The 24,332-nt window shown below is 69.2% G+C and carries 20 protein-coding genes and 1 pseudogene; 5 read left to right on the forward strand and 16 right to left on the reverse strand.

The window, feature by feature from the left end:
• The first annotated feature begins 114 nt into the window (after positions 1-114).
• Complete coding sequence (locus FHS42_RS38240; RefSeq protein WP_184573144.1) at positions 115-1,125, forward strand: ArsR/SmtB family transcription factor; 1,011 nt, start codon at positions 115-117, stop codon at positions 1,123-1,125.
• Between the two features lie 164 nt (positions 1,126-1,289).
• Positions 1,290-1,667 carry a nuclear transport factor 2 family protein gene (locus FHS42_RS17435; RefSeq protein WP_184573145.1) on the forward strand — a complete coding sequence of 126 codons (378 nt, stop codon included), beginning with the start codon at positions 1,290-1,292 and terminating at the stop codon, positions 1,665-1,667.
• 152 nt (positions 1,668-1,819) lie between these two features.
• Here the strand turns inward: FHS42_RS17435 and FHS42_RS37210 are convergent.
• The 3 genes and pseudogenes from FHS42_RS37210 to FHS42_RS17445 form a co-directional block, all read right to left on the reverse strand.
• Positions 1,820-1,997: pseudogene (locus FHS42_RS37210) on the reverse strand (IS630 family transposase); the annotation flags it as partial.
• Between the two features lie 145 nt (positions 1,998-2,142).
• Positions 2,143-3,132, reverse strand: coding sequence for a DUF3048 domain-containing protein (locus tag FHS42_RS17440; protein WP_184573146.1), 990 nt, complete (start codon positions 3,130-3,132; stop codon positions 2,143-2,145).
• 67 nt (positions 3,133-3,199) lie between these two features.
• Entirely contained in the window at positions 3,200-3,706 is a 507-nt protein-coding gene (locus FHS42_RS17445) for an STAS domain-containing protein (RefSeq protein ID WP_184573147.1), read from the reverse strand.
• A gap of 1,170 nt (positions 3,707-4,876) precedes the next feature.
• Between FHS42_RS17445 and FHS42_RS17450 the strand changes: the two genes are divergently transcribed.
• Entirely contained in the window at positions 4,877-5,641 is a 765-nt protein-coding gene (locus FHS42_RS17450; RefSeq protein WP_184573148.1) for an SAM-dependent methyltransferase, read from the forward strand.
• Positions 5,642-6,012: 371 nt separating this feature from the next.
• Positions 6,013-6,750, forward strand: a complete 738-nt coding sequence (locus FHS42_RS17455; protein ID WP_246494941.1) for a MerR family transcriptional regulator — start codon at positions 6,013-6,015, stop codon at positions 6,748-6,750.
• A gap of 137 nt (positions 6,751-6,887) precedes the next feature.
• Here the strand turns inward: FHS42_RS17455 and FHS42_RS17460 are convergent, their stop codons facing one another.
• The 13 genes from FHS42_RS17460 to FHS42_RS17520 all read right to left on the reverse strand — a co-directional run bounded on the left by FHS42_RS17460 (position 6,888) and on the right by FHS42_RS17520 (position 20,124).
• Positions 6,888-7,472, reverse strand: coding sequence for an NADase-type glycan-binding domain-containing protein (locus FHS42_RS17460; protein ID WP_184573150.1), 585 nt, complete (start codon positions 7,470-7,472; stop codon positions 6,888-6,890).
• A 794-nt stretch (positions 7,473-8,266) separates the two neighbouring features.
• Positions 8,267-8,827 carry a phage tail protein gene (locus tag FHS42_RS17465; RefSeq protein WP_184573151.1) on the reverse strand — a complete coding sequence of 187 codons (561 nt, stop codon included), beginning with the start codon at positions 8,825-8,827 and terminating at the stop codon, positions 8,267-8,269.
• 1 nt (position 8,828) lies between these two features.
• A complete protein-coding gene (locus FHS42_RS17470) occupies positions 8,829-10,808 on the reverse strand; it encodes a putative baseplate assembly protein (RefSeq protein WP_184573152.1) in 1,980 nt (659 codons plus the stop codon).
• Positions 10,805-11,212 (reverse strand): gp25 family contractile injection system sheath assembly initiator, encoded by a 408-nt coding sequence (locus FHS42_RS17475; protein ID WP_184573153.1) that lies wholly within the window; start codon positions 11,210-11,212, stop codon positions 10,805-10,807. The genes FHS42_RS17470 and FHS42_RS17475 overlap by 4 nt, the downstream gene beginning before the upstream one ends.
• A 2-nt stretch (positions 11,213-11,214) precedes the next feature.
• The gene (locus FHS42_RS17480; protein ID WP_184573154.1) at positions 11,215-11,490 is read right to left on the reverse strand and encodes a PAAR domain-containing contractile injection system baseplate protein; all 276 of its coding nucleotides are present in this window, start codon (positions 11,488-11,490) and stop codon (positions 11,215-11,217) included.
• Positions 11,491-11,695: 205 nt separating this feature from the next.
• A complete protein-coding gene (locus FHS42_RS17485; protein WP_184573155.1) occupies positions 11,696-13,636 on the reverse strand; it encodes a VgrG-related protein in 1,941 nt (646 codons plus the stop codon).
• A gap of 7 nt (positions 13,637-13,643) precedes the next feature.
• The gene (locus tag FHS42_RS17490) at positions 13,644-14,561 is read right to left on the reverse strand and encodes a CIS tube protein (protein ID WP_246494914.1); all 918 of its coding nucleotides are present in this window, start codon (positions 14,559-14,561) and stop codon (positions 13,644-13,646) included.
• Between the two features lie 47 nt (positions 14,562-14,608).
• On the reverse strand, positions 14,609-15,040 hold the full coding sequence (locus tag FHS42_RS17495) for a phage tail protein (protein WP_184573156.1): 432 nt from the start codon (positions 15,038-15,040) through the stop codon (positions 14,609-14,611).
• A gap of 142 nt (positions 15,041-15,182) precedes the next feature.
• Positions 15,183-17,297: a hypothetical protein gene (locus FHS42_RS17500; protein ID WP_184573157.1), complete on the reverse strand. Its 2,115-nt coding sequence runs from the start codon at positions 17,295-17,297 to the stop codon at positions 15,183-15,185.
• 34 nt (positions 17,298-17,331) lie between these two features.
• The gene (locus FHS42_RS17505) at positions 17,332-17,475 is read right to left on the reverse strand and encodes a DUF6760 family protein (protein ID WP_184573158.1); all 144 of its coding nucleotides are present in this window, start codon (positions 17,473-17,475) and stop codon (positions 17,332-17,334) included.
• Complete coding sequence (locus FHS42_RS17510; protein ID WP_184573159.1) at positions 17,472-17,942, reverse strand: hypothetical protein; 471 nt, start codon at positions 17,940-17,942, stop codon at positions 17,472-17,474. The genes FHS42_RS17505 and FHS42_RS17510 overlap by 4 nt, the downstream gene beginning before the upstream one ends.
• Positions 17,942-18,385 carry a contractile injection system inner tube protein gene (locus FHS42_RS17515; RefSeq protein WP_184573160.1) on the reverse strand — a complete coding sequence of 148 codons (444 nt, stop codon included), beginning with the start codon at positions 18,383-18,385 and terminating at the stop codon, positions 17,942-17,944. The genes FHS42_RS17510 and FHS42_RS17515 overlap by 1 nt, the downstream gene beginning before the upstream one ends.
• A gap of 128 nt (positions 18,386-18,513) precedes the next feature.
• On the reverse strand, positions 18,514-20,124 hold the full coding sequence (locus tag FHS42_RS17520) for a phage tail sheath family protein (protein ID WP_184573161.1): 1,611 nt from the start codon (positions 20,122-20,124) through the stop codon (positions 18,514-18,516).
• 281 nt (positions 20,125-20,405) lie between these two features.
• Here FHS42_RS17520 and FHS42_RS37215 point away from each other — a divergent pair, with 281 nt between their 5' ends.
• Complete coding sequence (locus tag FHS42_RS37215; RefSeq protein ID WP_312866923.1) at positions 20,406-24,287, forward strand: phage tail protein; 3,882 nt, start codon at positions 20,406-20,408, stop codon at positions 24,285-24,287.
• The last annotated feature ends 45 nt before the right edge of the window (positions 24,288-24,332 follow it).

The following is a 24,332-nucleotide window of genomic DNA, read 5'->3' on the forward strand; positions in this document are numbered from 1 at the left end:
GGCCGACACGTCCTCAGATGCTGGCTCCCACTGCGGGTGTTGGTCATCCTGTTCACGTCAAGGTCCGTGCACCGAGCCGGACCTGATGGAGTGTCACTTCATACGGGGGGTCGCGTGAAGTCGCCTGCACAACTCAAGCTGGGCGAGTTACATCAAGTCAACGTGCGTGTTGCCACGCATCCTGGGCTTTCGGTGCGCTCGCTGATCTCGGACGTGCTCGGAGGTCCGCCCCAGGGCGTGCCACCGCGCATCCGCCGAATGATCCTGGCCGCGCTGCCGCCCGGCGCCGCGCGGCTGATCCGCTCGCTGTTCGCCGCCAGTCATTCGCCCATGCCCTGCGGCCTCACATCGGCGCTGGACCCGTTCGCGGCAGGTGGCATGGAGGCACAGCTTGAGCGCATCCGCGAGCTGTCGTCGGATGCCGTTCTCCAACAGGTGACCGAGCACTTCGGAGGTGAGCCACCCGTCGTGTGGAGGCGGCTGTTCGAACACCCCCGGGTCTTCTCGGCCGCATCGGCCAGCGTCCACGAGGCGATCTGGCGGGTGTACGCACCGATCTGGCACCGCACCGCGGCGCTTCGGGACCGGGAGACCGAGCGGATCGGAACCGCGCTGGTCACCAACCGCCTCGACCTCATCCTCTCGGACCTCGGCGCGGGTTGCCGACTCGACGGCTCCACCTTGCACTTCACTGATGGGGCCCGGCTGCACCAGGGCCCGAATCCCCCCACGCTGTCGGAGCGCGATGACAGGCTGCTGGTGCTCGCACCGCTTGTCTCCGGTACCACGGCGCTGGCGGGCTGCACGCTGGGCGCCGACAACATCCGGATCGGGTATGCGCCGTCCGGCCTGACGCACGCCTGGGAGAGCGAGGACCTGCCGGCACCGGCCGCCGATCCGCTGGTGTTGGTGCTGGGCGAGCAGCGGGCGGCGATCTTGCGGCACGGCAGCCGTGACGCCACCATGACCGAGATCGCCAACCATCTCGGCTGCTCCCCGGCGACGGCCACGTACCACTGCGGGCAACTGGAGCGCGCCGGGCTCGTGCTACGGGTGCGTCAGGGCCGCACCGTGCGATTGCGTCTGGCCACCCGGGGCGCGGAGCTGCTCGACCTGCTGCTGTGAGGCTCACCGAGGCTCACAGCGCTGCCGCCGGCCCGCACGGCGCGCCGCCTGCACGGCCCCTGGGCGCGTGGCGCGCTAGTGCTGTGACTGGGATGGGTTCACCGTGGTCGGAAGATGGCTCACGGGACGAGCGCGTTCCGCGGGGCGACTGGTATCACTGGTGTATGCAGGAAGAGACCGCACGGTCCGCGATCGACACGTTCATCTCCGCGTTCAACGCCTCGGACGACAGCTATGTGACTGCGCTGCTCTCCCAGGCCCTCACCTCGGACGTGGTCTTCTGGGGGCCGTTAGGCCGCAGTGAGGGGGTCGAGGCGGTCGAGCGGTTCGTGCTGGACATCCGGCGCCACCCCGCGGGGACCGGCACAATGGTGCGCTGTTCGGCGGTGGACATGCCGGACGAGTGGGCCCGGTACCAGTGGGTCTTCACGACGCCGGATGGGGGCCCCCGCCTGGCGGGAACGGACGTCGTCCATCTGCGGCGGAGCCTCATCGACCAGGTCATCGTCTTCGCAGGGGAGATCGAGCCGTCCGCCTCCTGAGCCATTCTCCGCTGGCGCTGTCCTTCCCCTGAACCGGTTCGGTTCGGGGCTCCGGGTCTGCCCACCGAGATCATCTTCACAACGCTTCGGTCGTCCACGCTTGGCCACGAGCGGACCGATGATGCGCTGTGGCTGTGTAAGTTCGCGAATGGTCAGGCTGCGGTGTTGAGGGGGCGTCCGCCCCAACGGATGCCCTTCTCGCTTCGGATGCGAGCGCGTTTCTTGGCGTTGGGTGGCCAGGACATCACGGTGGCGGGCGTTGGGGTTGCGCCAGCGTAGATAGGCGTGCAGGGCTCGTGTCTGCACCGTGTGGTGGGGGTGGTTGGAGTTGTGGCTGCGACCGCGGCCCATTCCTGGTCGGTCAGTCTGCGCACGCGGACAGGCGCAGCCACCGCGCCTCCAGCGGTTGGATCGGACGTCACCGCACATCCAACCGCCACGACAACCAACCCGGCGAACCTGTGCGGTCACAGCACTAGCGGGAGGTCCCCGCGGCGCCGGAGGTGACGGCTTCCTTCGGTACGTACGCCACCCATACCGGTCCGCGGGCGAAGGCGAGCCGGTCGCCATCGGGCGTGCTGAACTCCGTGCCGCGGGTCGCGGACGGGCGGCTCCAGCGGGCCTTGTGGGTCTTGCCCTCGCGCAGCACCAGCGCCGGGCCCGAGCCAGTGGTGTCGGTGTACGGCGTTGCGCTGCCGGAGCGGTCGTGGAAGCGGGAGGGCTTGATGGTGACGCCTTGCACCACGACGGTCGCCGGTCCGCGTCCCTTGGCGTCGGCAACCGGCACGGCGGCGCCGTCCATCGACACTCGCCAGCGCTCGCGCTCGCCCGACCAGGCGAAGGAAATGGCCGCGGCCGGATAGCGGACGGTGTACGAGGGGGTCGCACGGCCGCCCTTGGGTGGCGCGCCGAAGCGGAAGCCGATGTCCTTGGCATCATCGGCTTCGGACGCGGCGGCCAGCGCGCGTTCCGGCCGCAGATACAGGTTGTGCGGCGCTGGACGGTCCTGGCTGCGGGTGTAGCCATCGGGGAGCCGCTCCGGCGGCACCGTGTGCGCCGCCGCCGCCTTGAGCAGCGGCAGCAGCTTCGACTGCGCGCCGGAGTAGGCGAACGCCGGCCGGCCGAACTGGCGCAACAGCTCAAGGTCGGTTTCGCGGGCGCTGCGGACCGGGCCGATGGTTGAGGGCAGCTGGGAGGAGTAGACGGCCATCAGCCGAGAAAGTCCGGCCTCCACGCGCTCGACGTAGACGATGTCGGCCATGGCGAGCCCGCTCTGCGGCCGTGCCGCACCGACATTGTCGATCTTCACCGCGAGCACGGGGGCATCGCGGGCCTTGAGTCCGGTGAACGGAGAAGTGCCGTCCTGCGGCGGCCCCCCGTCGTCGTTACAGCCGGCCACGGCCAAGGCGAGGGCGGTCGTCGCTGCGGCGCACAGCGCTACCACCCGGCGTTGCTTCTTCTCCACCGCAGCTCTCTTCTTCCGTGAGTTCCGCTCTAGGAGACCTCATCTGGAGCTGCCTCGCCAGTGGAACTCACCCATCTCCGGCGGAAGGTGCTGTCTGGGTGTCGGGCCGGGGCTTCGTCCGGTGGTGAGAGGGGATCAGACTGGCGATGGGGGCCCCTATCGTCGCTCGCGCCGTGCCGTTGGGCGCGCGTCCCGCGACCGGCTGCGGGTCGAGCGGCGCCCCCGCGGCGGAGCGGGCCTCGCGCAGCGAGCCGTGGACCTGGAAGGCGCCGTGCAGTCCGGTCAGCCGCAGCATCTTGAGGGCCAGCGGCCGGGTGGCCACCACGCGCAGTCGGCGTCCCCTGGCAACCAGCCGTTCGTGCAGCGCACACAGCATGCCAAGGCCGCTGCAATCCATGAAGGTCACCGGCCGCAGGTCCACGATGACCTCCTGGCCCTGCACGGCGGTCAGCCGGCGCAGCCGGGGCGCGAGTGACTCGGCGGCCACGATATCGATCTCTCCCTGAAGCTCGACGACGGTGATCGTACCGTCGTACCAGCATCTCGCTTGAAACTCGGAATGCCACTGGCGCATGAGATGCCCTCATCGCTGTCGGTGCGTCCTCGGTTAGACGGTGAACCGTCGGTGCGTGCCAAGACCACTGGGCCTCGACACGCGGCATACGTGCGGTGGGGGACGGTAGTCGCTGGGGGTAGGGCGACACCGGTGTTCACACTATTGCCGTTGTCACGTGCGACTACACCGCCGTTTACCGGCCAACTCCGAATCTACAACTGCATGGCGTTTTTTGGCTCGCCCCGCCGGAGATGACGTTTCCTGACAGCGCTTGCACAGCCTGCCTCGAAGATCACCTGTGAGCTGGCGGATTGTCACCGAAACCGCCGTGACCGCCCTCATGTTCGCCGCCGCGCCGGTGAGAGCGCTGTGCTGACACGGCCGCGCACGCCTTGGCCACCCCGCGCACGGTGCGGGCCCGGCTCGTTGTGCAGGGGCCGTGTCGGCGCCGTGCCGGCCCGGGGGAAAGCGCCGACACCACAGCGCGGGAAGTCGTCATGGCCAATCAACTGGCTTGTTTCTGTCCGCTCTCCGGTACAGCGCAGCCGACCTGCCGGGCGGTGCACGGACGGCGCTACCCACGGTGTGGCCGCCTCCGAAGGGGCGCCGCCGGCTCCCGCCTTGCGGCATCGTCGCAGCACGGGGCGCATGGAGGCGCCACCGTGGCAGGCGCGTACCGCCGCGTACGCCTGTTGCAATCCGGCTGCCCGACGAGGGCCTGACGGCCTGCCAAGAAAGAGCTAGCCGTGGCGGTGAGCCTCGCACCCGGGGCAAGCGTGACGGCGAGCGGTGCGCGGTGCGGCGCCCCGGCGCTGCTGCCGGCGCTGCTGAAGCCTGCCCCGGGCGGGGCACCATTTGGGGGGGGATGGCCGGGCAGAGGAAACGCCGATTCTCTCGCGCGCGCTGGCACCCGGTGGGGCCGCAGGGTCGCTGCGTACGAAGGCGACTTCGGCGTACGCACTCCACCGGCGCGCTCGGATCGTGGCCCGCACCGTGCGGTTGCGCTACGGCTGCGCTCCCCGCCAAGGGGCCGCCAGCCGACCGCTGAGCGGCCTCGGAGGGCATCACTCATTGGCTGAAACCTTTCCCCACACGCATGCCGCCGCGGGCTGAAGCCTCCCGGTGATCCCCCGCCGCGCGGGAAAATCACTGTCGGCATCCGCTATCCGGGACTTAACGTTTCGGCATATGGAAATCTCACCGGCTATACCGCGCCTGACCCGACTCACCTTCCATGGCCCGCTGTCAGAGGCGCGCGCCACCCGGATCATCGACCGACTGGTCCGCAGCGAGCCGCGCAGCGTGCTCGACATCGGCTGCGGATGGGGCGAGTTGCTGCTCCGAACGCTGGAGGCGGCGCCGGCCGCCACCGGCGCCGGCATCGACCTCAACGCCGAAGACCTCGCCCGGGGCCGTGCCAACGCCACGGCACGCGGTCTGGCCGAGCGGGTCGCCTTCTACGAAGAGTCTGGCGCCGATACCGCCCGCGGGCCCGCGGATGTGGTGCTGTGCACCGGCTCAAGCCATGCGCTGAGCGGCGTACAACCGCCCGATCACACCGCCGCCGCGCTCAAGGCACTGCGCGGCCTGGTCAATCCCGGCGGGCGGGTGCTGCTCGGCGAGGGGTTTTGGCAACGCACCCCCTCCCCCGCCGAACTCGCCGTCATGTGGCCGGACGCCTCCGCGAATGAATATTTCGGCCTTGCGGACGTGGTCGATCTGGCGGTGGCCGCCGGGTTCCGCCCCGAGTGGATCGAGACGGCGAACAACGACGAGTGGGAGGAGTTTCAGTCCGCCTACCGGGCCGACCTGGAGGAGTGGCTGGCCGCCCACAGCACCGATCCGGCCGCGGCGAAAGCCCGCGAGCGTGCGGAGCAGCAACGGGCCGGCTGGCTGCGCGGCCATGGCGGGGTGCTGGGCCTGGCCTATCTCACGCTGATTCCGGTCGGCTGACGGGGGCGTCCCCGCGTTCGCGCTCGGCTGGGATGCGGCGCTTCGCCGCATCCCAGCCGAGCGGGAGTTCAGCGGGGCGGGAACGGTGGTGGCCTGTCGCCGGACGGTCAGGGACGTGGTGAAGAAGCGCGGCACACACCGCGGCGAACGCACCCCTGGCCAGGAGGCCATCACGACCGTCTCGGTGGTCGGGGCGGAGGTGCTGACCGCCGTCTGGGGACGGGTGGGCATGGCGCATCCGCCGCAGAAATCGCGGGTAGGAGCTCCACGGCACATAATGAGCAGCGAAACTATCCACTATGGATAGTGCCACTACTCACTCACATATGCCAACCGATACCGCCCGGAGATCCAGGAGAGCGCGCGTGAAGATGTCCGAGCTGAGCCGCCGAAGCGGCGTGGCCATCCCGACGATCAAGTTCTACCTCCGGGAGGGCCTCCTGCCGGCCGGACATGCGACGGCCACCAACCAGGCGGACTACGACGAGGACCACCTGCGGCGGCTACGCCTGGTCCGCGCGCTGATCAGCTTCGGCAACCTCTCCGTCACCGCCACCCGCGAGGTGCTCAACGCCCTCAGCGAACCGCTCGACCTCTACCACACGCTCGGCGTCACCTCGTACGCTCTGCGCCCACCGGCGACCGGGGCCAACGGCGCCAACGGCACGGAAGGGCCCGGCGGAACAAGCGAGTCCGATGACTGCGCGGCTGAGGCCACCACGCTCATCGACCGGATGGGCTGGTCTGTCGGCGACACCTCGCCCAGTCGCACGGCACTGGCCGCCGGGCTGTGCGCGCTACGGAAGGTGGGCGCCGACTTCACGGCGGACGACCTGCTGCCGTACGCCGAGCTCGCCGAGGGCACGGCCCGCGTGGACCTGGATCACCTGGCCGGCATCGACGACCGCATCGACGTCGCCGAACGGGCCCTGGTCATGACCGTTCTCTTGGAACCAGTGCTTGCCACCTTGCGCCGGCTGGCCCAGGAGAACGAGACGACGCTGCGTTACCCCAGCACGATGGAGAAGACGGATGAGGCGAAGGCGTTCCACGAGGCGCGGCGGGCGCCGGAGCCCACCGCTGAGCTCTCTGCGGACGGCCCGGTCTGATCGGCGGGCTGACATGGCCCGCCCTGACCGACGCACTATCGCAAGCCAACCTGGCCGGCGCGATCAGCACCGGCGGAACCAGCCTGGCAAGCGCCCCAGGTGACGGCCGAGCGGTCCGCCCATGGCCTGCCGCGGCGTCATCTGCGGCCGAAGAACTCCACCTCGGCGATGGCCAGTCGGCGCTTCGCACTGGCCCCGTAGGCCGCGTCAACCGTCAGCCGGACCCGTACGACGTCCGAGCCGCGCACATCGAAGGTCTGCTGGCCGGGCTGGTCCTTGAGGTTGACGGCCTTCGTGGAGCGCTCGCCGCGTGCGGTGATGAGCGTCACGGTGAGTTCGGCCGGGCGGGCCTGGGTGAGGAACTCGTCCTGGTTGGCCGAGCGGCCGGAGATGATGAGCAACTTCTGTAGCCGTATCGGACTTTCGAAGGTGGCCTCCAGATACTGGCCGGTGCCGGGCCCAGTGGCCAAGGGTGCCCAGTAGCGGTTGCTGAAGCCGTCAAGGGCCGCGCCCGCCCGGTGCCCCGTAGCCTCGCTTGAGGCCCGCCCGTGGTCCGGCCGTAGCGCCTCCGGCTTGCCGGTCTGGTCCTGGGTGAAGGTGAACACGTCCGTGAGCTGGGAGCGGGCGAAGAACAGCACCGCAAGCACCACCAGCAGCGTGAGGGGCAGCGCGAGCCGCGGTCGGGGCCACGTCCGGTGCCTGGGCCTGCTTCCGGCCTCCATGGTGCGATCGGGGCCCCGCGCGAACCACCGCCGCCACCAAGGCAGCGGCCTGAGTTGGTCCGGCGACGCGGCCACGGGGCCAAGCAGCGCGCCGCAGCGCGCACACAGCCGGCGGTCGTACGCGTTGTCGGCGCGGCAACGCGGGCAGAGGCGGCTTCGGTCGGGCGCGGCGGTGTCGGGGGCTGGCGCCAGGGGCACGTCCGGGGGCGGTGGCGCCACCCGGTGGTCGGGCCCCGGGGCGCCCGCTCCGTCGAGCGGATCGCCCGGTCGCCGCGGCGCAGCCGGCTCCGGGCCGAGTGGTGGCGGTGCGGATGGCCGTGCGGGATGCAGCGGCGCAGTGGGATGCAGCGGCACAGCGGGGCGCGAGACGGGTGGTGACGGGACGGGTGGTGTCGGGACGGGTGCGGATGGGACGGGTGGTGACGGAGTGGGTGCGGGTGGGACGGGTGGTGAAAGGACGGGTGCGGGTGGGACGGGTGGTGAAAGGGCGGGTGGTGACGGGGTGCTGTGCGGTGGTGGTGTGAGCGGCGGGACTGGTGGGCGGCCCGGGGCAGAAGTCGAATTCGGGGCCGGCCCGCAGTCTGGTGTGGCGCGCGGGCCGGGTGGCGGGCCCGGCTCCCCGGCCGGCTGGCTTCCGCGGCCGGCCGGGGCCTCGCCGCTTCGCCGGCCGGACGCGGCCTCCTCCTGCTCCCAGTCCTCCTGCTCCCAGTCCTCCTGTTCCCAGTCCAGAAATCTCCGGCACGAGACGCAGAACTGGACGCCGGGCGCATTGCGATGTCCGCAGTCCGAGCAGATCATGGCGTGCTCGCCTCCCCCTGCGTGCCCAGTATCTCCACCCGGTACCGCACATGCGCGGGCACCTCGGCGGCCACCAGCCGCTCCAACCGGACCCGATCGAATCGCTCCGGCTCCGGCACCCGCAACCTGACCGTCACCCACGGTGGAGCCGAGCCCGGCAGCGCGCCGCCCGGCTCGGCCGACCAGGCGGTGGCGCCGCTCTCGGCGAGCTCGGGTTCGATGCCGGTCTCCACCCGGATCGCCGCCGCGAGCCCGGCGTGGGTGCCGCGCTGGCGGTGCCGGACGACCGCACTGGCCACCACCGCGCGCCGCTGGTTGACCGGCCGCTCCTCGTCGGTGCGTACCGCGACCCAGCCTGCCATCCAGGCCACGAAGTCATCGGGGGCGGTACGCGGGTGCAGATACGCGGGCAGGTTGTCCAGGGTGAGCAGCACAGGAGCGAGCACCTCGTCCAATGCGCCGAGGAACCGCTGGAGGAAGTCCTGATCGAGGTAGACGGCGGGGAGTTGATCGGCCAGCGGGTGCGGAGTGGGTAGCCCCGGTATCACCGCGCGCATGTCATACCGCCCGCACCCGCAGCTGGTGTTCATAGCTGAACACCAGCGCGTGCCGATCGAGGGTGACCTTGTTGGTGGGTTCGGCGCGTTGCCCGGTCACGGGGTCGGCGGGGAACAGCCGTACGTCCTCGACCAGATCGACGCCGGGCAACCGTTGCAGCACCGCGAACACCTCGCCGGAGTGGATCGGCCGCCCAAACGGCCAGCCGTCACCGTCGGGGCCGCCGGTAAGGGGGTTGAAGTAGCCGTAGAGCGCCGTCAGTCCGGCCTCGCGCAACCGCTCGGTTGCCGCGCCGCGGCCCGCGTGGACCGAGGCGACGACGGTCACGCCCTGGTAATAGGGCGGTTCGACGATCAGCCGGGTGCCGAGCGGGCGCCGCTCGTCGAGGTAGGAGGCGATGATCGCGAGCGTCTCGCGCGGGGGGATCAGCTCGTCGAAGCGGACCCGGCCCCGCTCGTCGCTGCGCCCGGCCGGCACGACCAGCAGCCGCACGCCGCCCGCGCTCTCCTGGTCCCCCCAGGCCGCACCGCTGTCGGGTGCCTCGCCCGCGGGAACGCAGCGCACCCGGGCCACGTCGGGGGCGGCCTCACGGGCCAGTTGCTCGTAGTCGTGCGGCACGACGGCCCGGTGCAGGGTGCTCAGCGTCATCGGCCCGCGCACCCGGGCGCCGTCCACCGTCTCACCGTCAACTCCGCCGAGCGCCGGACGGCGGTTCTCCACCCGTGCCACGTACGGCATGGAGCTGCGCAGGATGCGCAGCGCGTGCCGGGCCACGTTGCCGCGTCGGCCGCCGCCGGTGCGGTAGCGGCGTACCCGTACCGTGCTGCCCTTCGGTGGGATCGCACCGAACAGCCGCAGGGTGCCGTCGCGTTCGCGGACGGCGGGCCCGAAGTCCACCTGTCCCGAGTTCGGGTCCAAGGTGATGTGTCGTTCGTACGCGGTGGAGTGGGCGAAGTTATCGACGCGGGTCCACTCGACCCAGCCTTCGCCCTCCGTCACCTCGACGACGAAGGGTTCCTCGCTCGGCACCACCGGCGGTCTTGCCACCTGGAAGCCCTGCCCAGGCACGCCCTCGGACAGGCCGATGACCTCGTTGGTGACGGTTTCGGCGTGGCTGGCTTCCACGGTGCCGCCGATGGTGAACGCGGTGGCCTGCCGCACGGTCGGCGAGGCGACGTACGCCGGCTGCCCTGGCGCAGCCTCGACCAGGCGACAGCGCAGCCAGCCAGCGGTGTGTCTGACGACCACGGAGGAGGCGTGGCTCGCCGGGAGGTGCAAGATGACCTCGCCGGCCTTGTTGAACCCTCCGGTGTCGTCCTTCTCGACCTCGCAGGCGACCCAGGCGGCGCCGTCCCACGCCTCCCACAGCAGCGGCGGGCGCCGGGGGTCCACGCCCACGCCCTCGACCTTGCAGTCGAGCCGCAGCACGACGACGCAGCCGGGTACCGGTTGGGAGAGCCCGACATACAGGCAGTCGCCCGGCCGTGGTGTGGCCCTGAAGCAGCGCACATCGCGGCCGAGCGCCAGGTCATCGGTGCTATCCGTCGCGTCGCCGCCCATCGGCCAGGTGGCGAGGTGGGCCAGGGAGCACGGCACGACGGACAGATCGGCGCTGGTGGTGAAGACCACGGCCTCCTCGGTCTCGGTACGCACCGTGGCGACCTCGGTGCCGGCGGCGACCCGTACGGCTTCCGGTTGCGGGGCCGACAGCCAGAACGTGACCTCGGTACGGGCAGCGGTGGGCGGGTAGAGGCGGACGCCGATGAGATCGAGAAAGGCCAGATAGTTCTTGTCCGGCACCCGGTTGAGCCGGTAGACGAGCTGGTCAACCATGGTCGCGAACGCCTCGATGAGGGTGACGCCGGGGTCGGAGACATTGTGGTCGGTCCACTCGGGGCAGCGCTGTTGCACCAGCCGCTTGGCCTCGTCCACCAGCCCCTGAAAGCGCCGGTCGTCCAGGTTGGGGCTGGGGAGCGTCATGCGCCCTCCTCGTGCTGGGGGATCACGTAGAACGGGAAGACGAGGTTGCGCGGATCGTTGGCGCCGCGCACCACGTAACTGATGTCGATGTAGAGCACCCCGTCGTCCGCATCGTCGAAGCGGACCGCGACATCGGCCACCTCGATGCGCGGCTCCCAGCGCTCCAGCGCGAGCCGTACCTCGTAAGCGAGTTGGCCGGCCGTGCCCGCGTCGGCGGGGGCGAATACGTAGTCGCCGAGCGCACAACCGAACTCGGGCCGCATCGGCCGCTCGCCCGGCGAGGTGGAGAGGATCAACCGAATCGCCTCCGCGATCTCGCGTTCGCCGCGGACCAGCGAGATGCTGCCGGTGGAGTCCGTATGGGGTGGAAACGCCCAGCCCGCGCCGATGAACTGCTGGACCATGGTCAGCCTCCGATCAAGACGGTGGAGCACCCGGAGAGGATCGGGGAGCCGCAGCCCGCTATGTCGCCCACTCGGGCGGCGGGCCGGCCGCCGATCAGCACGCTGACGCTGCCGGGCGGCGCCAGCTCGGAGGCGGCGTGCACGACGGGCGAGGAGCATTGGTGTGGGGTGCCGACGGTGGCGGCGGGCCTTCCACCGATGAGCACGGTGGGCGCCCCCGGCGGGCCCACCACTCCGGGATGGCCGGTCGGATCGCCGACGCGGGCGGCTGCTGGCATATGCGCTCTCCCTTGCGGTCTGCCGCCGCGACATGGGCGGGCGCGAGGTGCAGTGGCGGTGGCTGTGGCGGGGCGCGCCGCGTGTGGTGCGTGTGCTGGGCGCGAGGTCGGGGCCAGGGTCGGGGTCGGGGCTGCGGGGGTATGTCGTACGGGTCGGGGTGGTTCGCGGGCCGAGGCCGGGTGGCCAAGTCGGGGCGTACGGCGGTCAATTGATGCGTACGATCGGGGCGTTGACGGATACGGTGCTGCCGCCCTTGACCTCGGTGCGGGTGCTGCCGTTGAGCGCCACCTGGTTGCCCCGCACCTCGACGGAGCCACCGGTGGCGAGCTTGACCAGGCCCTTGCCTCCGTCCACCTGCACTCCGCTGCGGGCCGTCAACCGCACCGATTCCCCGAGCAGTTCCAGCGCTCCGTCTCCCGCGTCCAGCGAGACGCCGCTGCCCGCCTTGATGGAAACCTGTTGGGTGGCGTCGATCTCCACGGTGCCATCGCTGTGCAGCACGATGGTGGTGCCCTTCCGGTCGAGGTTGATGCTGAGCTTTCCGTCTCCGGTGACCAGGCGTACGCCCTGCGGGCCGCCGGCGGCGTCCAGCAGTTCCAGCTTGTTGCCGCTCTTGGAGCCGAACGCCCGCTTGTTGACGGCCCCGCTGGTGGGATCGACGGCCGCGATGTCCGCGCCACCCCCGGACGCGCCCCCTCCGGGTGGGCCGCCCCCGGACCCGGCGCCCCCGGGGCCGCCGCTGCCGGCTCCGCCCCCACCGGGCTTGTCCTGCCCGTTGTAGAGCGCGGCGAGCACGTACGGCCGGTCCAGATGGCCCTGCTCGAAGCCGACGAGTACCTCGTCGCCCACCTCGGGGATGAATGCCTCCCCGCCACCGATGCCGCTCGCTTGCGCGGTGCGCGCCCAGTCGCTCGCGTACTCGTCGGAAAGCCAGGGAAAGCGCACCTTCACCCGGCCCAGGCCCTCCGGGTCCTTGGTGTCGGTCACCGTTCCGTTGACCAGTCCGGCGCAGCGCGTACCGGCGCCGGGGCCGCGGCTACCGGCCACTCCACCTGCCAGTCCGAACAGCGAGCGCTCCTGCTGGCCCGAGACCGTCAGCCAGGTCTCGTAGCCGCGTAGCGCGTCGAAGACGTGCCGCGAGGAGGTGACGGTATAGCGGCCATCGAAGGGCTTGCCGACACCGGTCAAGGTGACCGCGCCGCCGGCCCGTACTGCCGGGTTGCCCCTGATCACCGCCTCCAGTTCGGCGAACGAGCCCGCGATCCGCTCCGCCAACGCCTTCGCCGCCTGGTCCACCTCGGCCTGACTGCCGTACGGGGCATCGGTCACCACGAAGTTCGCCTCACCGAAGGGCTGCGCCACCTCCGCGGCGGTGAGCCCCAGTTCGAGAGTGGTGGCCTTGCCCGCATCGGCCCGGCCGACCAGCGGTTGCTTGGCCCGTACGTCCCAGCCGCGGACCTCCACCGCCGATACCTGCTCGGCCGCCGACACCCCGGCCCGGCAGCGCAGCAGGTTGTCGCCCATCTCCAGGACCAGCGGGTCACTGTCGGCACGGGCCGAGGTGTCGGGGGCGCCGCCCGCCTCGGTCGGCTTGGTGACGTGCAACTGGCCGTCCATCACCCACACCTGCGCGCCGGCCTCGTCCGCCATGGTGCGCAGGAACTCCCAGTCGGTGACGTTCGGTTGGGCCACGTGTTCCAGGACGGGCCCGGACACATCGACGGTGCCGGGGCGCAGGCCGCTGCGCTGCGCGACGCGGGCCACGATGTCGGAGAGCGTCATGTTCTGGTAGCTGGCGACCTGTCTGCCCCGCAAGAGGCGGTACGACTCGTCCAGGCCGCGCACCACCGTGAAGGTGCCCGTGTCGTCGATCTCCACCTCAAGCGCGGTGACGCTGCCGCTCAGCAGCAGTTGCGGGGTGGGGCCGCCGCCGGCCTGGGCCAGCAGCCGCACCGGGGTACCGATCTTGATGCCGGCCTGCTCAAGGAGCACCCGGCTCGGATCACGGAAGCGCAGCACGAACAGGTCGGGCAGCGTACGGCTGTCATCGACGTACGCCTCCACCAGCGTGTTCGCCAGCGCCGGCGGCAGCGACCGGCCCGCCACCTCGATCACCAGCGTCTTGGCGACGCTCTGGGTCACCACGGGCCGCTCACCCGCCAGCGGTGAGCCGGACGTGCCCACCGCGTTCGTCGTACCCGCGCGCCGCACCCCGGCCCTGCGGGGCGGGCCCCGGTAGACCCGATAGCGCTGCCAGGGACGCCGAGGTGCGCCCCGGCGACGCGGCGGCGCCCGGGAGCCGTGCTGGTTCCCGTAGCCGGGCGAGTTCGTCGGGTGCGGGGAGCAGCAGCTCACGGCCGTTGGCCAGTCGCATCGGGTCGTCGATGCCGTTCGCCTCGGCGATCACCCGCCAGGCCGCCGGGTCGCCGTACTCGCGCCACGCCAGGTCCGGCAGGGTGTCCCCGGTACGCACCTGATGCACACGGCGCGCGTGCAGGGCGCCGGAGGTCGGGTTCTGGCCCGGTGTCTCCCCGCTGATCTCCTCCATCGTCACCTGACAGACGGCTCGGATCGGCACGCCGGAGGTGGTGAACAGGGTGTATTTCACCTGTACTTGGCTGAGGTAACCGGGGAATCCGGTGAGGCCACCCCAGTGGAAGACCACCCAGGGCGGCGATGACCGCTGCTGCTGGCGGGTCTCGCTGGTCGGCACACAGCACGCCAACAGCTTCTCCACGGAGGTCACCACGCTGGTGTCCTGGGTGTCGCTTGCGTCGAAGAACATCTCCACGGTCAGCTTGCTGGGCTTGGGCCCCTGGTACTCGGGAGGGCCCGCGCTCTTGGCGCCCTTGGCGGGAGTACGCTTCCAGGCCGCCGCCTTGGTGAGCGTCAACTCCTTCGGGTTGAACTGGAAGTCGATGCGCCCGCAGGGCCCACCCGGGGTGAGGCTGCCGCCGGGCGGCGGGTTGCGCATCTCCAGATACGCGTGCTCCAGCTTGGGCCTGGCCCCGCCGCCCCTGGCCGTCCCGCCTCCGGTGCCTGCGGCGCTGAACGCCACGGCAGCGCTCATGCCGACCCCTTCCGTTCCCTCGCGCCGCACCGGGCCCCGCTCATCGCTCAGCCCTCCATCACATAGCCGTGATGGGCGATCTCAATGGTCTCGATGGCCACCTTCGGCGACTCGGGGTTGAAGGAGGGCCCGGTCCAGCGCACCGGCACCACCTCAAGCAGCCCCCACTGGGCGACCTTCTTGCCGTCCCCGGTGCGCGCCTCGATGTGTGCGGTCTTCCTGCTGAACCCGCCCGTCATGCTCGCGAACCACTTGGCCACCTTCTCGGTCTCTCGGGTCAGTGGCCGGGAGAGCTTGACGTTGGAGAACTTCAACCGGGTGGGCAGTTGCCACAGATGGCCGTTGTTGCCACCCTCCTCCCGCTGTTCGAGCACCACTTCGCAACCGAGCCCCTCGCACGTGTTGAACGAGCCCAGTTCGATGCCGTCGATGGTGACGACGAAACAGACGGTCACCGCCGGGTCGTCGGTTACGCTCACGCCCTGTCCCCCTTCTCTGCCTGCTCGGACTGCCGTGTGTGGTGCGTGTACTCGCTCTGCTGTGTGTGCTGTGCCTGCTGTGCCTGCTGTGTGTGCTGTGCCTGCTGTGTGTGCTGTGCCTGCTGTGTGTGCCTCGCGCCTGTCAGTGCCTGGTGTCGATCAGATAGCCGGCTCGCTCGCGCTCAAGTCGCAGCTCGGCCTTCAACAGCCGGCTGAGCGGCGCGAACAAGGCCCGTACCAACTCGTCGGTGACCGCAGGAGCGCCACCGCGTCCCCCGGGCGCCCCCTGGCCGCCGCCCTCGCCCGCGCCGCCCGCGGGGTCACCACCGTCCGCCGCCCCCGAGTCGGCGGCTGGTTCCGCTGCGGGCTCGGGCTCCGGCTCGTCGGCCGGCTCCAGCCCTGGATCGAGGGGCAGGTCGGGGGGCGGCGGATCGGCCGTCTCGGTCTCTCGCTGCACGGTTGCCGGCCAGCCAACAGCCCCGGAGGCCGATGGCCCGGCCGGCGGCCGGAACACCACGGAGCCGTCCACCATCCGCTGCGCCACCCCCGCGGAGACGGCCACCGCGCCGGCGTCGAGCAACGGCGAGGACCCGGGACGACGCGGGGAACCGGCGGCTGAAGGCCGCCCGGCGGCCCGTTGCACTGACAGCCCTGGTGACGGACCCGGCAGGGACCCGGCGGATGGCCACTGCCGCTCCCTCCCGAGGCCGCCGCCGGACCGCGAACTCGTCGGGCTCGCGACAGCCGGCCCTGACCACCGCTGCACCGCAGCAGCCCCGCGCACGGCAGTTGAGCCGGACGCCCCCGGAGGGTCAGCGGGAGCGTCCCAATGAATCGGTACGGGGCGATCGCCGGTCCCCGCAGACGCAGCGCTCACGGTCTCCGGCACCGCACCGGAGAACAGTGGGAGCGAGCGCTGGGCCACCAGTGGCGCCATGGGCCCGGCCCATAGCGCCGGCTCGGCGGCGGGCAACGGGGCGCCATCGGCACTCGCCGGCCGCACGGGAACGGGCGAGCGCTGCACCGCCCACCCGGCATCCCCGGGGCCGTCGTCGCCGGGTGCCGAACCCGCCCCGGGCCGCTGCCCCGGCTCCGCCACACGGGCCACGATGGGGCTGCGCGCCGGCTGTTGCTCCGGCTTTTGCTCCGGCTGCGGTGGCCCCGTCTCATCCGCGGTACGGGCCACCAGTGGGTCCGCGCCGAGCAGCGGACGGGACGGCGGCTCGTCGGTGGCCGCGAGGTCCATCTCGCCGGGCGGGAGGATCGGCTCACCGGATGAGGGGACCAACTTATCGGGTGAGTCGGGGTGTTCGGCCGGGGGCGGGGGCGGCTCGATGGGTTGTGCTGGGATCGGCCCCGGCTCCGTAGACCGCGCCACGACCGGGCCACCGGCCGCCGCGTCGCCGCTCGCACAGGCCGCACCGCTCGCACCGGTCGCACTGAGCACGCCAGTTGCCTCCTTTACGCCGCTTGCCTCGCTGGGCGGCGTGGGGGCCGGCAGCGGCACGGGCGCGGCCCCGGTACTCGCCGCGGGCTTGCGCTGCGCGGTCGGCGGCAGCCCCGACAACGGCGGCCCGAGGCCCAAGCCCCGCGGCCCGAACGCCTGGGATGCACCGGCCTGCTGCCCCGTCGCCCCCACGGACCGCTGCGCGGAGAGGTGCCGCGCAGCATCCGCGGGAGGGGCGAGCCGGGCCGGGCCGGGGCCCGGGTCCGTGGCTGGCGCGGGCAAGGGCGCGGGCAGACTGGGCAACTCCCGTACGAGCGCGGGCTGTAGCGGACGCGCGGAGGTCAGCGGCTCGGTGGCGACCCGCTGCACCGGCACGGCCGGCCCCACCGCGCTGGCCGGTGGCGCGGCGAAGCCCCGTACGGGCAGAGCGGACGTGGCGGACGCGGCAGCCGTTACGGGCGTGGCGGGCTCAGCTGGGTCGGTGAGGCCGTGGCCGATGCCGGAGGGTGCGTCGGCGCTGATGAAGTGGCCGAGCGGCGCGGTGAGGGAGGCGTTGCGCCAGGTGCCGAGCGAGGCTCGGAACTGGTCCGGGTCGGCCATCACCGGCGCGGCGCCCACGGTCCGCTGCACGGGCGGCAGTTCGTGCCATGCCTGAGCGCCAGCGGCGGACGCGCCGGAAACGGACACATCGAGAGCGGACGCGGCGGGATCGGACGCGTCAGGAACGGACGCGTCGGGCGGGGCCGGGGTGGGTGCCGGGCCGGTGGCGGCACCGGGCCCCCGGCCTGTCAGCCAGGTCAGGAATCCCATCGGTACGTCGGACCTCCCCCTCGCTCGGCGTGGTTCACTGTCCGCTCAGCCGGGCGACCTGGTGCACGTACTGGAGCCGGTCCGCATGCTCCAGGTCGAGGATCTGATCGAGCGACCAGTGGAAGTGGTAGGCGAGGTACGCGACTTCCTCGTATATCCGGTCGGCCGCGTACGTCACGATTCCCCCAGGCGACCACCACCGGCGAGGTCCACGGCGAACGCTTCCCGGCAGGCTGGGCAGGTCACCGAGGCGCGGGTGTGCCCCTCGGCGTTGATCCTGCGGTAGAAGTCCTGGAGAAATGCCAGGTCAGAGGCGAACAGGTCCTCGACGATGCCCGGATGGATGTCCTCGATCGTGCCGAGCCTAGTGAGCACGCGGGAGATCAGCACAACAGACAGGTACGCGGAGTTCTCTCGCACCCGGTCATCCCGCAGCGGAACCAACTCGTCCCGCGCGGTTGCCAGCCGCATCACCCCCGACCTGTGAACGGTGCCCGACTCGTCCACGTAGCCACGCGGCAGCTCGAAGCTGAACTCGGTGCGCAGCCGCTGCGATTGGCCTGCGTGTCCCTCCTCCTGGCGTGTTGCGGAAGCGCCGGCCGGGGCCGTCGCCTGTGCGGTGACGGCAACGGTGCGTCGCCGCATCACTCGACTTCAATGCTTTCGTAGGTGATGGCGAGCTTTTCGGTGAGGACAGAGGTGTCGCCCGCCTTCAGCGCGCTGATCTCCAATGTCTTGGGCCAGGCGTTAATGAGCTTGTACCGCTTGATCGGAATGCCTTCGTAGTCGTAGACAATGATGGAGCCGTTACGGCGGGCGTTGTGCATTTTCCCGAATCGGGAATCGCTGACCCATCGCTCGAAACTGTTGTCCTCGGTCAGGCCGCGGGTGACGGTGACTTCACCGGCCTTCGGGCGCCCGGGGAGCTTTTTGATTGCGTACTTTCCATCGGCGGTATTCTGCTTGAGTTCGATGACGTCCTGTTCCAGCTTTAGGCCGGTGACCTCGGTTATCTGCCGGATCAGCACGCTGTCGAATTCCAGGCCGAAGGAGTGTCCGACGGAACTGTCGAGATCGGGGAGCGGCATGGCAGCCTCCTTGGGTCAGTCGGTCAGTCAGACAGGTAGGTGCGGTCAGGCAGGCACGTACAGGGCTGGGCTGGGCTGGGCTGGACTCGGCTGGGCTGTACTTGTCTCGGCTGGGCCGCCAGGCGTGGTCACTCATCGACTGCCCCCGTGCCGCCGGAGAGTTGGGCGAGCCGGAAGACCACGAACTCCGCTGGCTTGACCGGGGCCACCCCCACCTCGCAGATGACCCGTCCCGCGTCGATGCTCTCCGGCGGGTTGGTCTCCCGGTCGCACTTGACGTAGAAGGCTTCGTCCGGGGTGAGCCCGAAGAGCGCCCCCTTGCGCCATTCGTTGACGAGGAAGGCCGAGATCGTCCGCCGGACGCGGGCCCACAGAGCATCGTCGTTGGGCTCGAAGACGACCCACTGGGTGCCGGCGAGGATCGACTCCTCCAGATAGTTGAAGAGCCGTCGTACGTTGAGGTAGCGCCAGGCCGGATCGGCGGCGAGGGTCCGCGCGCCCCACACCCGGATACCGCGCCCGGGGAAGGCCCGGATGCAGTTGAGCCCGATGGGGTTGAGCAGGTCGTGCTCGCCCTTGGTGATCTGCGTCTGGAGTGCGACAGCGCCGCGCACCACCTCGTTGGCGGGGGCCTTGTGCACGCCGCGCGACTCGTCGTTACGGGCCCACACGCCGGCGATGTGGCCGCTGGGCGGCACAAAGGCGTTACGCCCCGCGGCCGGGTCGAAGACCTTGATCCACGGGTAATACAGCGTGGCGTACTTCGAATCGAAGCCCGTCGTGTCCGTACGCCAGGTTTTGACCTGCTGCGGGCTCAGCCCGGGCGGTGGGTCGAGAATGGCGATCCGATCGCCCATCGTCTCGCAGTGCGCGATCAGCCCCTGCTGGACCGAGACCACCGTCTCCAGGTCCAGTACGCGCCGCTCGTAGGCGCTCATCAGGTCGGGAGCCACGATCATCGTGATCTCCTCGACCGCCTCAAGCCCGCCGAACCCGGTGCGCTGGTCCGGGTCGCCCACGTACGACTCGACCGTGAGCGCCTGGGGCGCCACGCCCGCCCCTCCGCCGGGCGGCACGGCGAGCGTGACCGACTGCGCCTCGGGCCGCGGGGGCGCCGCGCCCTTCCCCTGCTCCTCAAGGGCGATCAACCGCGACTGCGCCCCGACCTGGGTGACGGCGTTTTCCTTGCTGCGCTTGGTGGTGACCGCGAGATAGGTTTCGGCGACCTTCCCGTCGTGCCGGACCACCAGCTTGAACACGTCTTGCGGCGGGTCCTCGGCCTCCGGGTCCGCGACCTCGACCCTGATCTCTCCGGTCACCCCTGGCAGGGTCCGTACGACATAGGGGCCGAGCCTGGCGTGTGGCGCTACGTCGATCTCCTGCGGCGTCTCCCGCGAGGTGCCTGGTGCGCTGCCGGGCGGGGTGTCTGGTGAGGCCACTTGCGAGGCGCCACCGCCTGTTCCGTGCTCGGCCCGCGGGCCGCCGATGCGCACGACGTAGCAGATGCCGCCGCCGTTGGCGAAGTACCCGTAGACGGAGGTTGCCAGGTACGTCCCCTCAACGAAGTCGCCGAATACGCCGACGAACTGGGTCCAGTTCGTGATCAGCGTCGGCTCGTTGAAGGGGCCCTTCTGCGCGAATCCCACGAAGGCGGCGACCGAAGTCCCCACTCCCTCGATGGGCCGCGATCCGGACTCCACCTCTTCGACGTAGACGCCCGGGGACAGGTACGACGGCATACCACTCTCCTTGACCGGGGAAATCAAGGCGATTCTCGTCACCCAAAGGATCACGGGATAGGACTTTGGGCCGCCCCGACGTGCCTGCCGGGCTGCCCGAATGGGCAATGGATACCTTCTCGCCGGACACCGGAAAGTGCACCCGATTATTCCCTGCCGCTGCGCGCTTTCGATCATTATCGGGGCGCATCCTGACCCTCATGTCAGGGGCGCTGGCGAAGAATGCGGGATGCCACGGCCGGGCGGCGTGCACAGCGCCCCGGCGGTAATGCGGTGACGTCGTGAAGGCCGCGCCCGATGCCGCCTCCGCGCCGAAGGACCACGCGCGGCAACCGGCGCGGCCCGGCTCCCCCGAGCATACGGATCATGCTACGGCCCCGGCGGCGGGCCCGGCCCGGGCAACGAGCGGCCGGGGTCTTGACCGGCGCGCAGTCCAACGGTTGCAAGGCGCGGCGGGGAACGCCGCGGTCTCCCGGCTGGTGGCGCAGCGGTACAAGGCGCCGGTAAAGCCCTCGCCTTCGCAGGCGCCGGGGTTTCGCAGGGTGAAGGCCGACGTCGGGATGAAGAAGCAGACCGTCAAGCAGCACCAGCCGGCGACGGTGGAGTCCCGTTCGGCGCAGGACGCGGCGGTGGCGCCGCCGGACGACAAGGAGGCGCAGGGCAAAGCGGCGCAGGCCGAGAAGATGGATGCGGCCAAGCCGGGCGAATTCAACAAGCAGGCGTTCATCGACGCGGTGAACAACGCGATCGCCGCCCAGGCACCGAAGAACCTCAACGAGGCCGACAAGTTCGCCGACTCCGGCAAGGCCGACCAGGTCAAGGAGCAGGTGGACGGCAAGGTCACGGACGGCAAGAAGACCTCGGCCAAGGACATCGAGACCACCACGAAGGCCGCCCCCGACACCTCCAAGGCCAAGGAGAAGAAGGTCACCCCGATGACGGCTGACAAGCCGCCGGGGAATCCTGGAGCGCCGAGCGCGAACGACGCGGTCCCGGCCAAACAGCCGCCGGAGGTCACGGACTTCTCCGCTGGACCGCAGCAGAACGACAAGGCGATGGCGGACGCCGAGGTCACCGAGGAGCAGCTGGCCAAGGGCAACGAGCCGCAGTTCGACGAGGCGTTGGGCGAGAAGAAGAAGGCCGAGCAGGACGCGAAGAAGGCCGGTCCGCAGGGCCGGCAGGCCGAGGAGCAGGAGCTCACGGACGCGAAGGCGGGGGCCGCGGCTGCGGGCACCACGGCAATGGCCTCGCTGACGGCGACTCGCAGCGAGGCGGGCCAGAAGGTCGATGGCGGCAAGGGCGAGACCAAGTCGAAGGACGAGAAGAAGCGCGAAGAGGTAACGGCCAAGCTCCAGAAGGTCTTCGACGCGGCGAAGAAAGACGTCGAGTCCACGCTTGAGGGCCTGGACAAGAAGGTGGACGACCAGTTCACACAGGGCGAGAAGGCGGCGCGGGACGCGTTCACCGCGGACCACAAGCGCCGGATGAAGAAGTACAAGGACAAACGCTACTCAGGCTTGATGGGCAAGGGCCGCTGGATCAAGGACAAGTTCAAGGGCCTCCCGAAAGAGGGCCTGAACATCTTCCAGGAGTCCCGCAAGCTCTACGTCTCCACCATGCAGGGCGTCATCTCCAGCGTCGCCGACACGATCGGCACCGAACTCGGCAAGGCCAAGGCCCGTATCAAGCAGGGCCGTTCTGAGCTCAAGGCCGAGGTCGAGAAGCTGCCAGCGGACCTCAAGAAGTACGGCGAGGAGGCAGCGAAGGACTTCGAGGGCAAGTTCGAGGACCTGGAGACCAAGGCCAACGAGAAGTCCGACGAATTGGTACAGACCCTCGCGCAGAAGTACACGCAAGCGCTACAGAAGATCGACGAGGAGATCAAGAAACTCCAGGACGCCAACAAGGGCCTGGTCGCCAAGGCGAAGGACGCCATCGTCGGTGCCATCAAGACCATCATGGAGCTCAAGAACCTCCTGATGGGCATCCTCGCCAAGGCAGCATCCGCCATCGGCAAAATCATCAAGGACCCCATCGGCTTCCTGGGCAACCTGGTGAAGGCCGTGAGCGCCGGCCTCAACCTCTTCACATCCAACATCGCGGACCACCTGAAAAAGGGCCTGGTCGGCTGGCTCCTTGGCACCGCCACCAAGGCCGGCATAGAGATCCCGGCGAAGTTCGACATGAAGGGCATCGTCCAACTGGTCGCCTCCATGCTCGGCCTCACCTGGGACAACCTCCGCGCCCGCATTGTGGGCAAGGGCGTCCCCGAAGAGGCGATGGAGAAGGTCGAACAGTCAGTCCCGGCAGCGGGCGCCCTGGCCCGCGAGGGCCCGGCCGGTGCGGTGGACGAAATCCAGGTCGAAACGGGCGACCTGAAAACGAAGATCCTGGATGACCTGAAGTCCTACCTGGTGCCGACGGTCATCATCGCGGGCATTACGTGGATTGCTTCCCTGCTGACGCCGGCTTCGGCCTTCGTACGCGCGGTCAAGGCAATCATCGACATCGTCACCTTCATCGTGAACCAGGGCGCGCAAATCGTCGAGTTCGTGAATGCGGTCCTGGACGCGGTGATCGCTATCGCGGGCGGGGGCAGCGCGGGCGTCCCGAAGATGGTCGAGGCTGCGTTGGCGGCGAGCATTCCGCTGTTGATCGGGTTCCTGGCGGCTTTGGTGGGCGTTGGCGGGCTCGCCAACAAGGTGAAGAGCGTGCTGCGGGCCGCGGGGCGGCCGGTGGGGCGGGCTATTGATCGGATTGTGGGGGTGATTGCTCGGAGGGGGAGGGCGATTTGGGGGCGGTTGCAGGGCGACAAGAAGAAGGGGAGGCCAGCACGCGAGAGCTCGCAGACGGACAAGAGAGAGACGAGGCTTAAAGGGCATGAACAACAGAGAAGGGAGAGCGATAAAAAACCCATTCCCCCAAAAGAGAAGGAAAGAGCTCTACGTAGAGCAGCAGAAGAAGCCCAAAGACGACTGTCCTCTGGCCGCCCCATTGAGAGCGTACCTAATACCCTAAAAACAATCCACCGAAAGTGGGCAAGCAAAGGAGTGAGCAGTGTCCGAATTATACAAGACGGCCCTGCCACATACAAGATTCAGACACACGGCAGCCCCAGCCATACCAACAACGAGCACTTATATTTACTGCGTCCCATTCACGAGCCTATTTCCGATCCCTGGACGGAGGAAGAGCTGAGAATCTGGAAAGACATTACCCAAAAGACCTGCGATGAAACTATGAAAAAGATCGCAGCTGATAGTAAACCTGAACGAAAGGGCGAGCCGCCGCCTACTTACGCACGAGGTTGGCTGTCATGGAAAGTTCCCGAAGAAGCATCACGGCGCGGGCACTACTCTCGAAAATTCAGGACTCCAGGCGAGAAACAGGAAACCTACAAGGACGTGCACCAAGTGAACGAAGCTCACGCAGAGGAACACGTCACTCTTGTTTTTAAACGTCGCACCATTCCAAAAATGCACACATCAGCACCGACGTTAGAGAGCATCCATCTTAAATATCACGTCAATCGAAGCCCTTGCGCTAATTGCGCGAACTATATAGCGGATTTCGTGGATAGCGATCTTCGCACTCAGTCAGGCCAGGTAAGCGCCCAAGTGTTCGCCAGTTCCGCTTATCATGGTGGAACGGACGTAAGCGGAGAGATCAAGCAATTCTATCCGCAAATTTTTGACTCGCTCATAGGCAAAAGAGTGCAGAATGAAGAGCAGTCACAACAAAAGAGTGCAAAGGCCAAGGCGAACCCGCCCCCTATGAAGAAGCGCTTCTCGGGCCATCCAGCCAAGGAAACGACTACGGTGCAGACGGCGAATAAGGAGAAGAAGCCCGATGACCTCCCCACTACTGAAAAGGAAGACGTTCGATCACAATGGTTCAGAATAAGAGCGGGAAAAGCCCCTAGTCATGCGGGAATTGCCATACTCCGCAAGAGAGGTATCGACATCGAAGTGCTAAATGCCGAAGAGGCGGGGATCAAGAACGCGAAAGACATGACCGAAGAGGAAAGAGAAGCTTTCACCGAAGCAGAGCTAAAGACACGGGAACGTTTCATCGCGGCAATGGAAGCGCGTAACACCACGCTAGGGAGGCGAATAGATGAAGTCGATGAGTGGTTCAAGAAAAATGGCACAGCTGAGCTTTGAACTCATCTCTTTCGCCCGACGGGGGCGTCATCGAGCAAACGATGA

Source organism: Streptomyces zagrosensis (assembly GCF_014203645.1).
In the GTDB taxonomy this organism is placed as follows: Bacteria; Actinomycetota; Actinomycetes; order Streptomycetales; family Streptomycetaceae; genus Streptomyces; species Streptomyces zagrosensis.

Bases quoted from the DNA above. Each gene is read 5' to 3' on its own strand.
- FHS42_RS17455 (WP_246494941.1), top strand. From the start codon at position 6,013: ATGTCCGAGCTGAGCCGCCGAAGCGGCGTGGCCATCCCGACGATCAAG.
- FHS42_RS17520 (WP_184573161.1), bottom strand. From the start codon at position 20,124: ATGCCGTCGTACCTGTCCCCGGGCGTCTACGTCGAAGAGGTGGAGTCC.
- FHS42_RS17465 (WP_184573151.1), bottom strand. From the start codon at position 8,827: ATGCGCGCGGTGATACCGGGGCTACCCACTCCGCACCCGCTGGCCGAT.
- FHS42_RS17450 (WP_184573148.1), top strand. From the start codon at position 4,877: ATGGAAATCTCACCGGCTATACCGCGCCTGACCCGACTCACCTTCCAT.
- FHS42_RS17490 (WP_246494914.1), bottom strand. From the start codon at position 14,561: ATGAGCGCTGCCGTGGCGTTCAGCGCCGCAGGCACCGGAGGCGGGACG.
- FHS42_RS17500 (WP_184573157.1), bottom strand. From the start codon at position 17,297: ATGGGATTCCTGACCTGGCTGACAGGCCGGGGGCCCGGTGCCGCCACC.
- FHS42_RS17470 (WP_184573152.1), bottom strand. From the start codon at position 10,808: ATGACGCTCCCCAGCCCCAACCTGGACGACCGGCGCTTTCAGGGGCTG.
- FHS42_RS17510 (WP_184573159.1), bottom strand. From the start codon at position 17,942: ATGCGGCGACGCACCGTTGCCGTCACCGCACAGGCGACGGCCCCGGCC.
- FHS42_RS17480 (WP_184573154.1), bottom strand. From the start codon at position 11,490: ATGCCAGCAGCCGCCCGCGTCGGCGATCCGACCGGCCATCCCGGAGTG.
- FHS42_RS17460 (WP_184573150.1), bottom strand. From the start codon at position 7,472: ATGGAGGCCGGAAGCAGGCCCAGGCACCGGACGTGGCCCCGACCGCGG.
- FHS42_RS17445 (WP_184573147.1), bottom strand. From the start codon at position 3,706: ATGCGCCAGTGGCATTCCGAGTTTCAAGCGAGATGCTGGTACGACGGT.
- FHS42_RS17475 (WP_184573153.1), bottom strand. From the start codon at position 11,212: ATGGTCCAGCAGTTCATCGGCGCGGGCTGGGCGTTTCCACCCCATACG.
- FHS42_RS17515 (WP_184573160.1), bottom strand. From the start codon at position 18,385: ATGCCGCTCCCCGATCTCGACAGTTCCGTCGGACACTCCTTCGGCCTG.
- FHS42_RS17435 (WP_184573145.1), top strand. From the start codon at position 1,290: ATGCAGGAAGAGACCGCACGGTCCGCGATCGACACGTTCATCTCCGCG.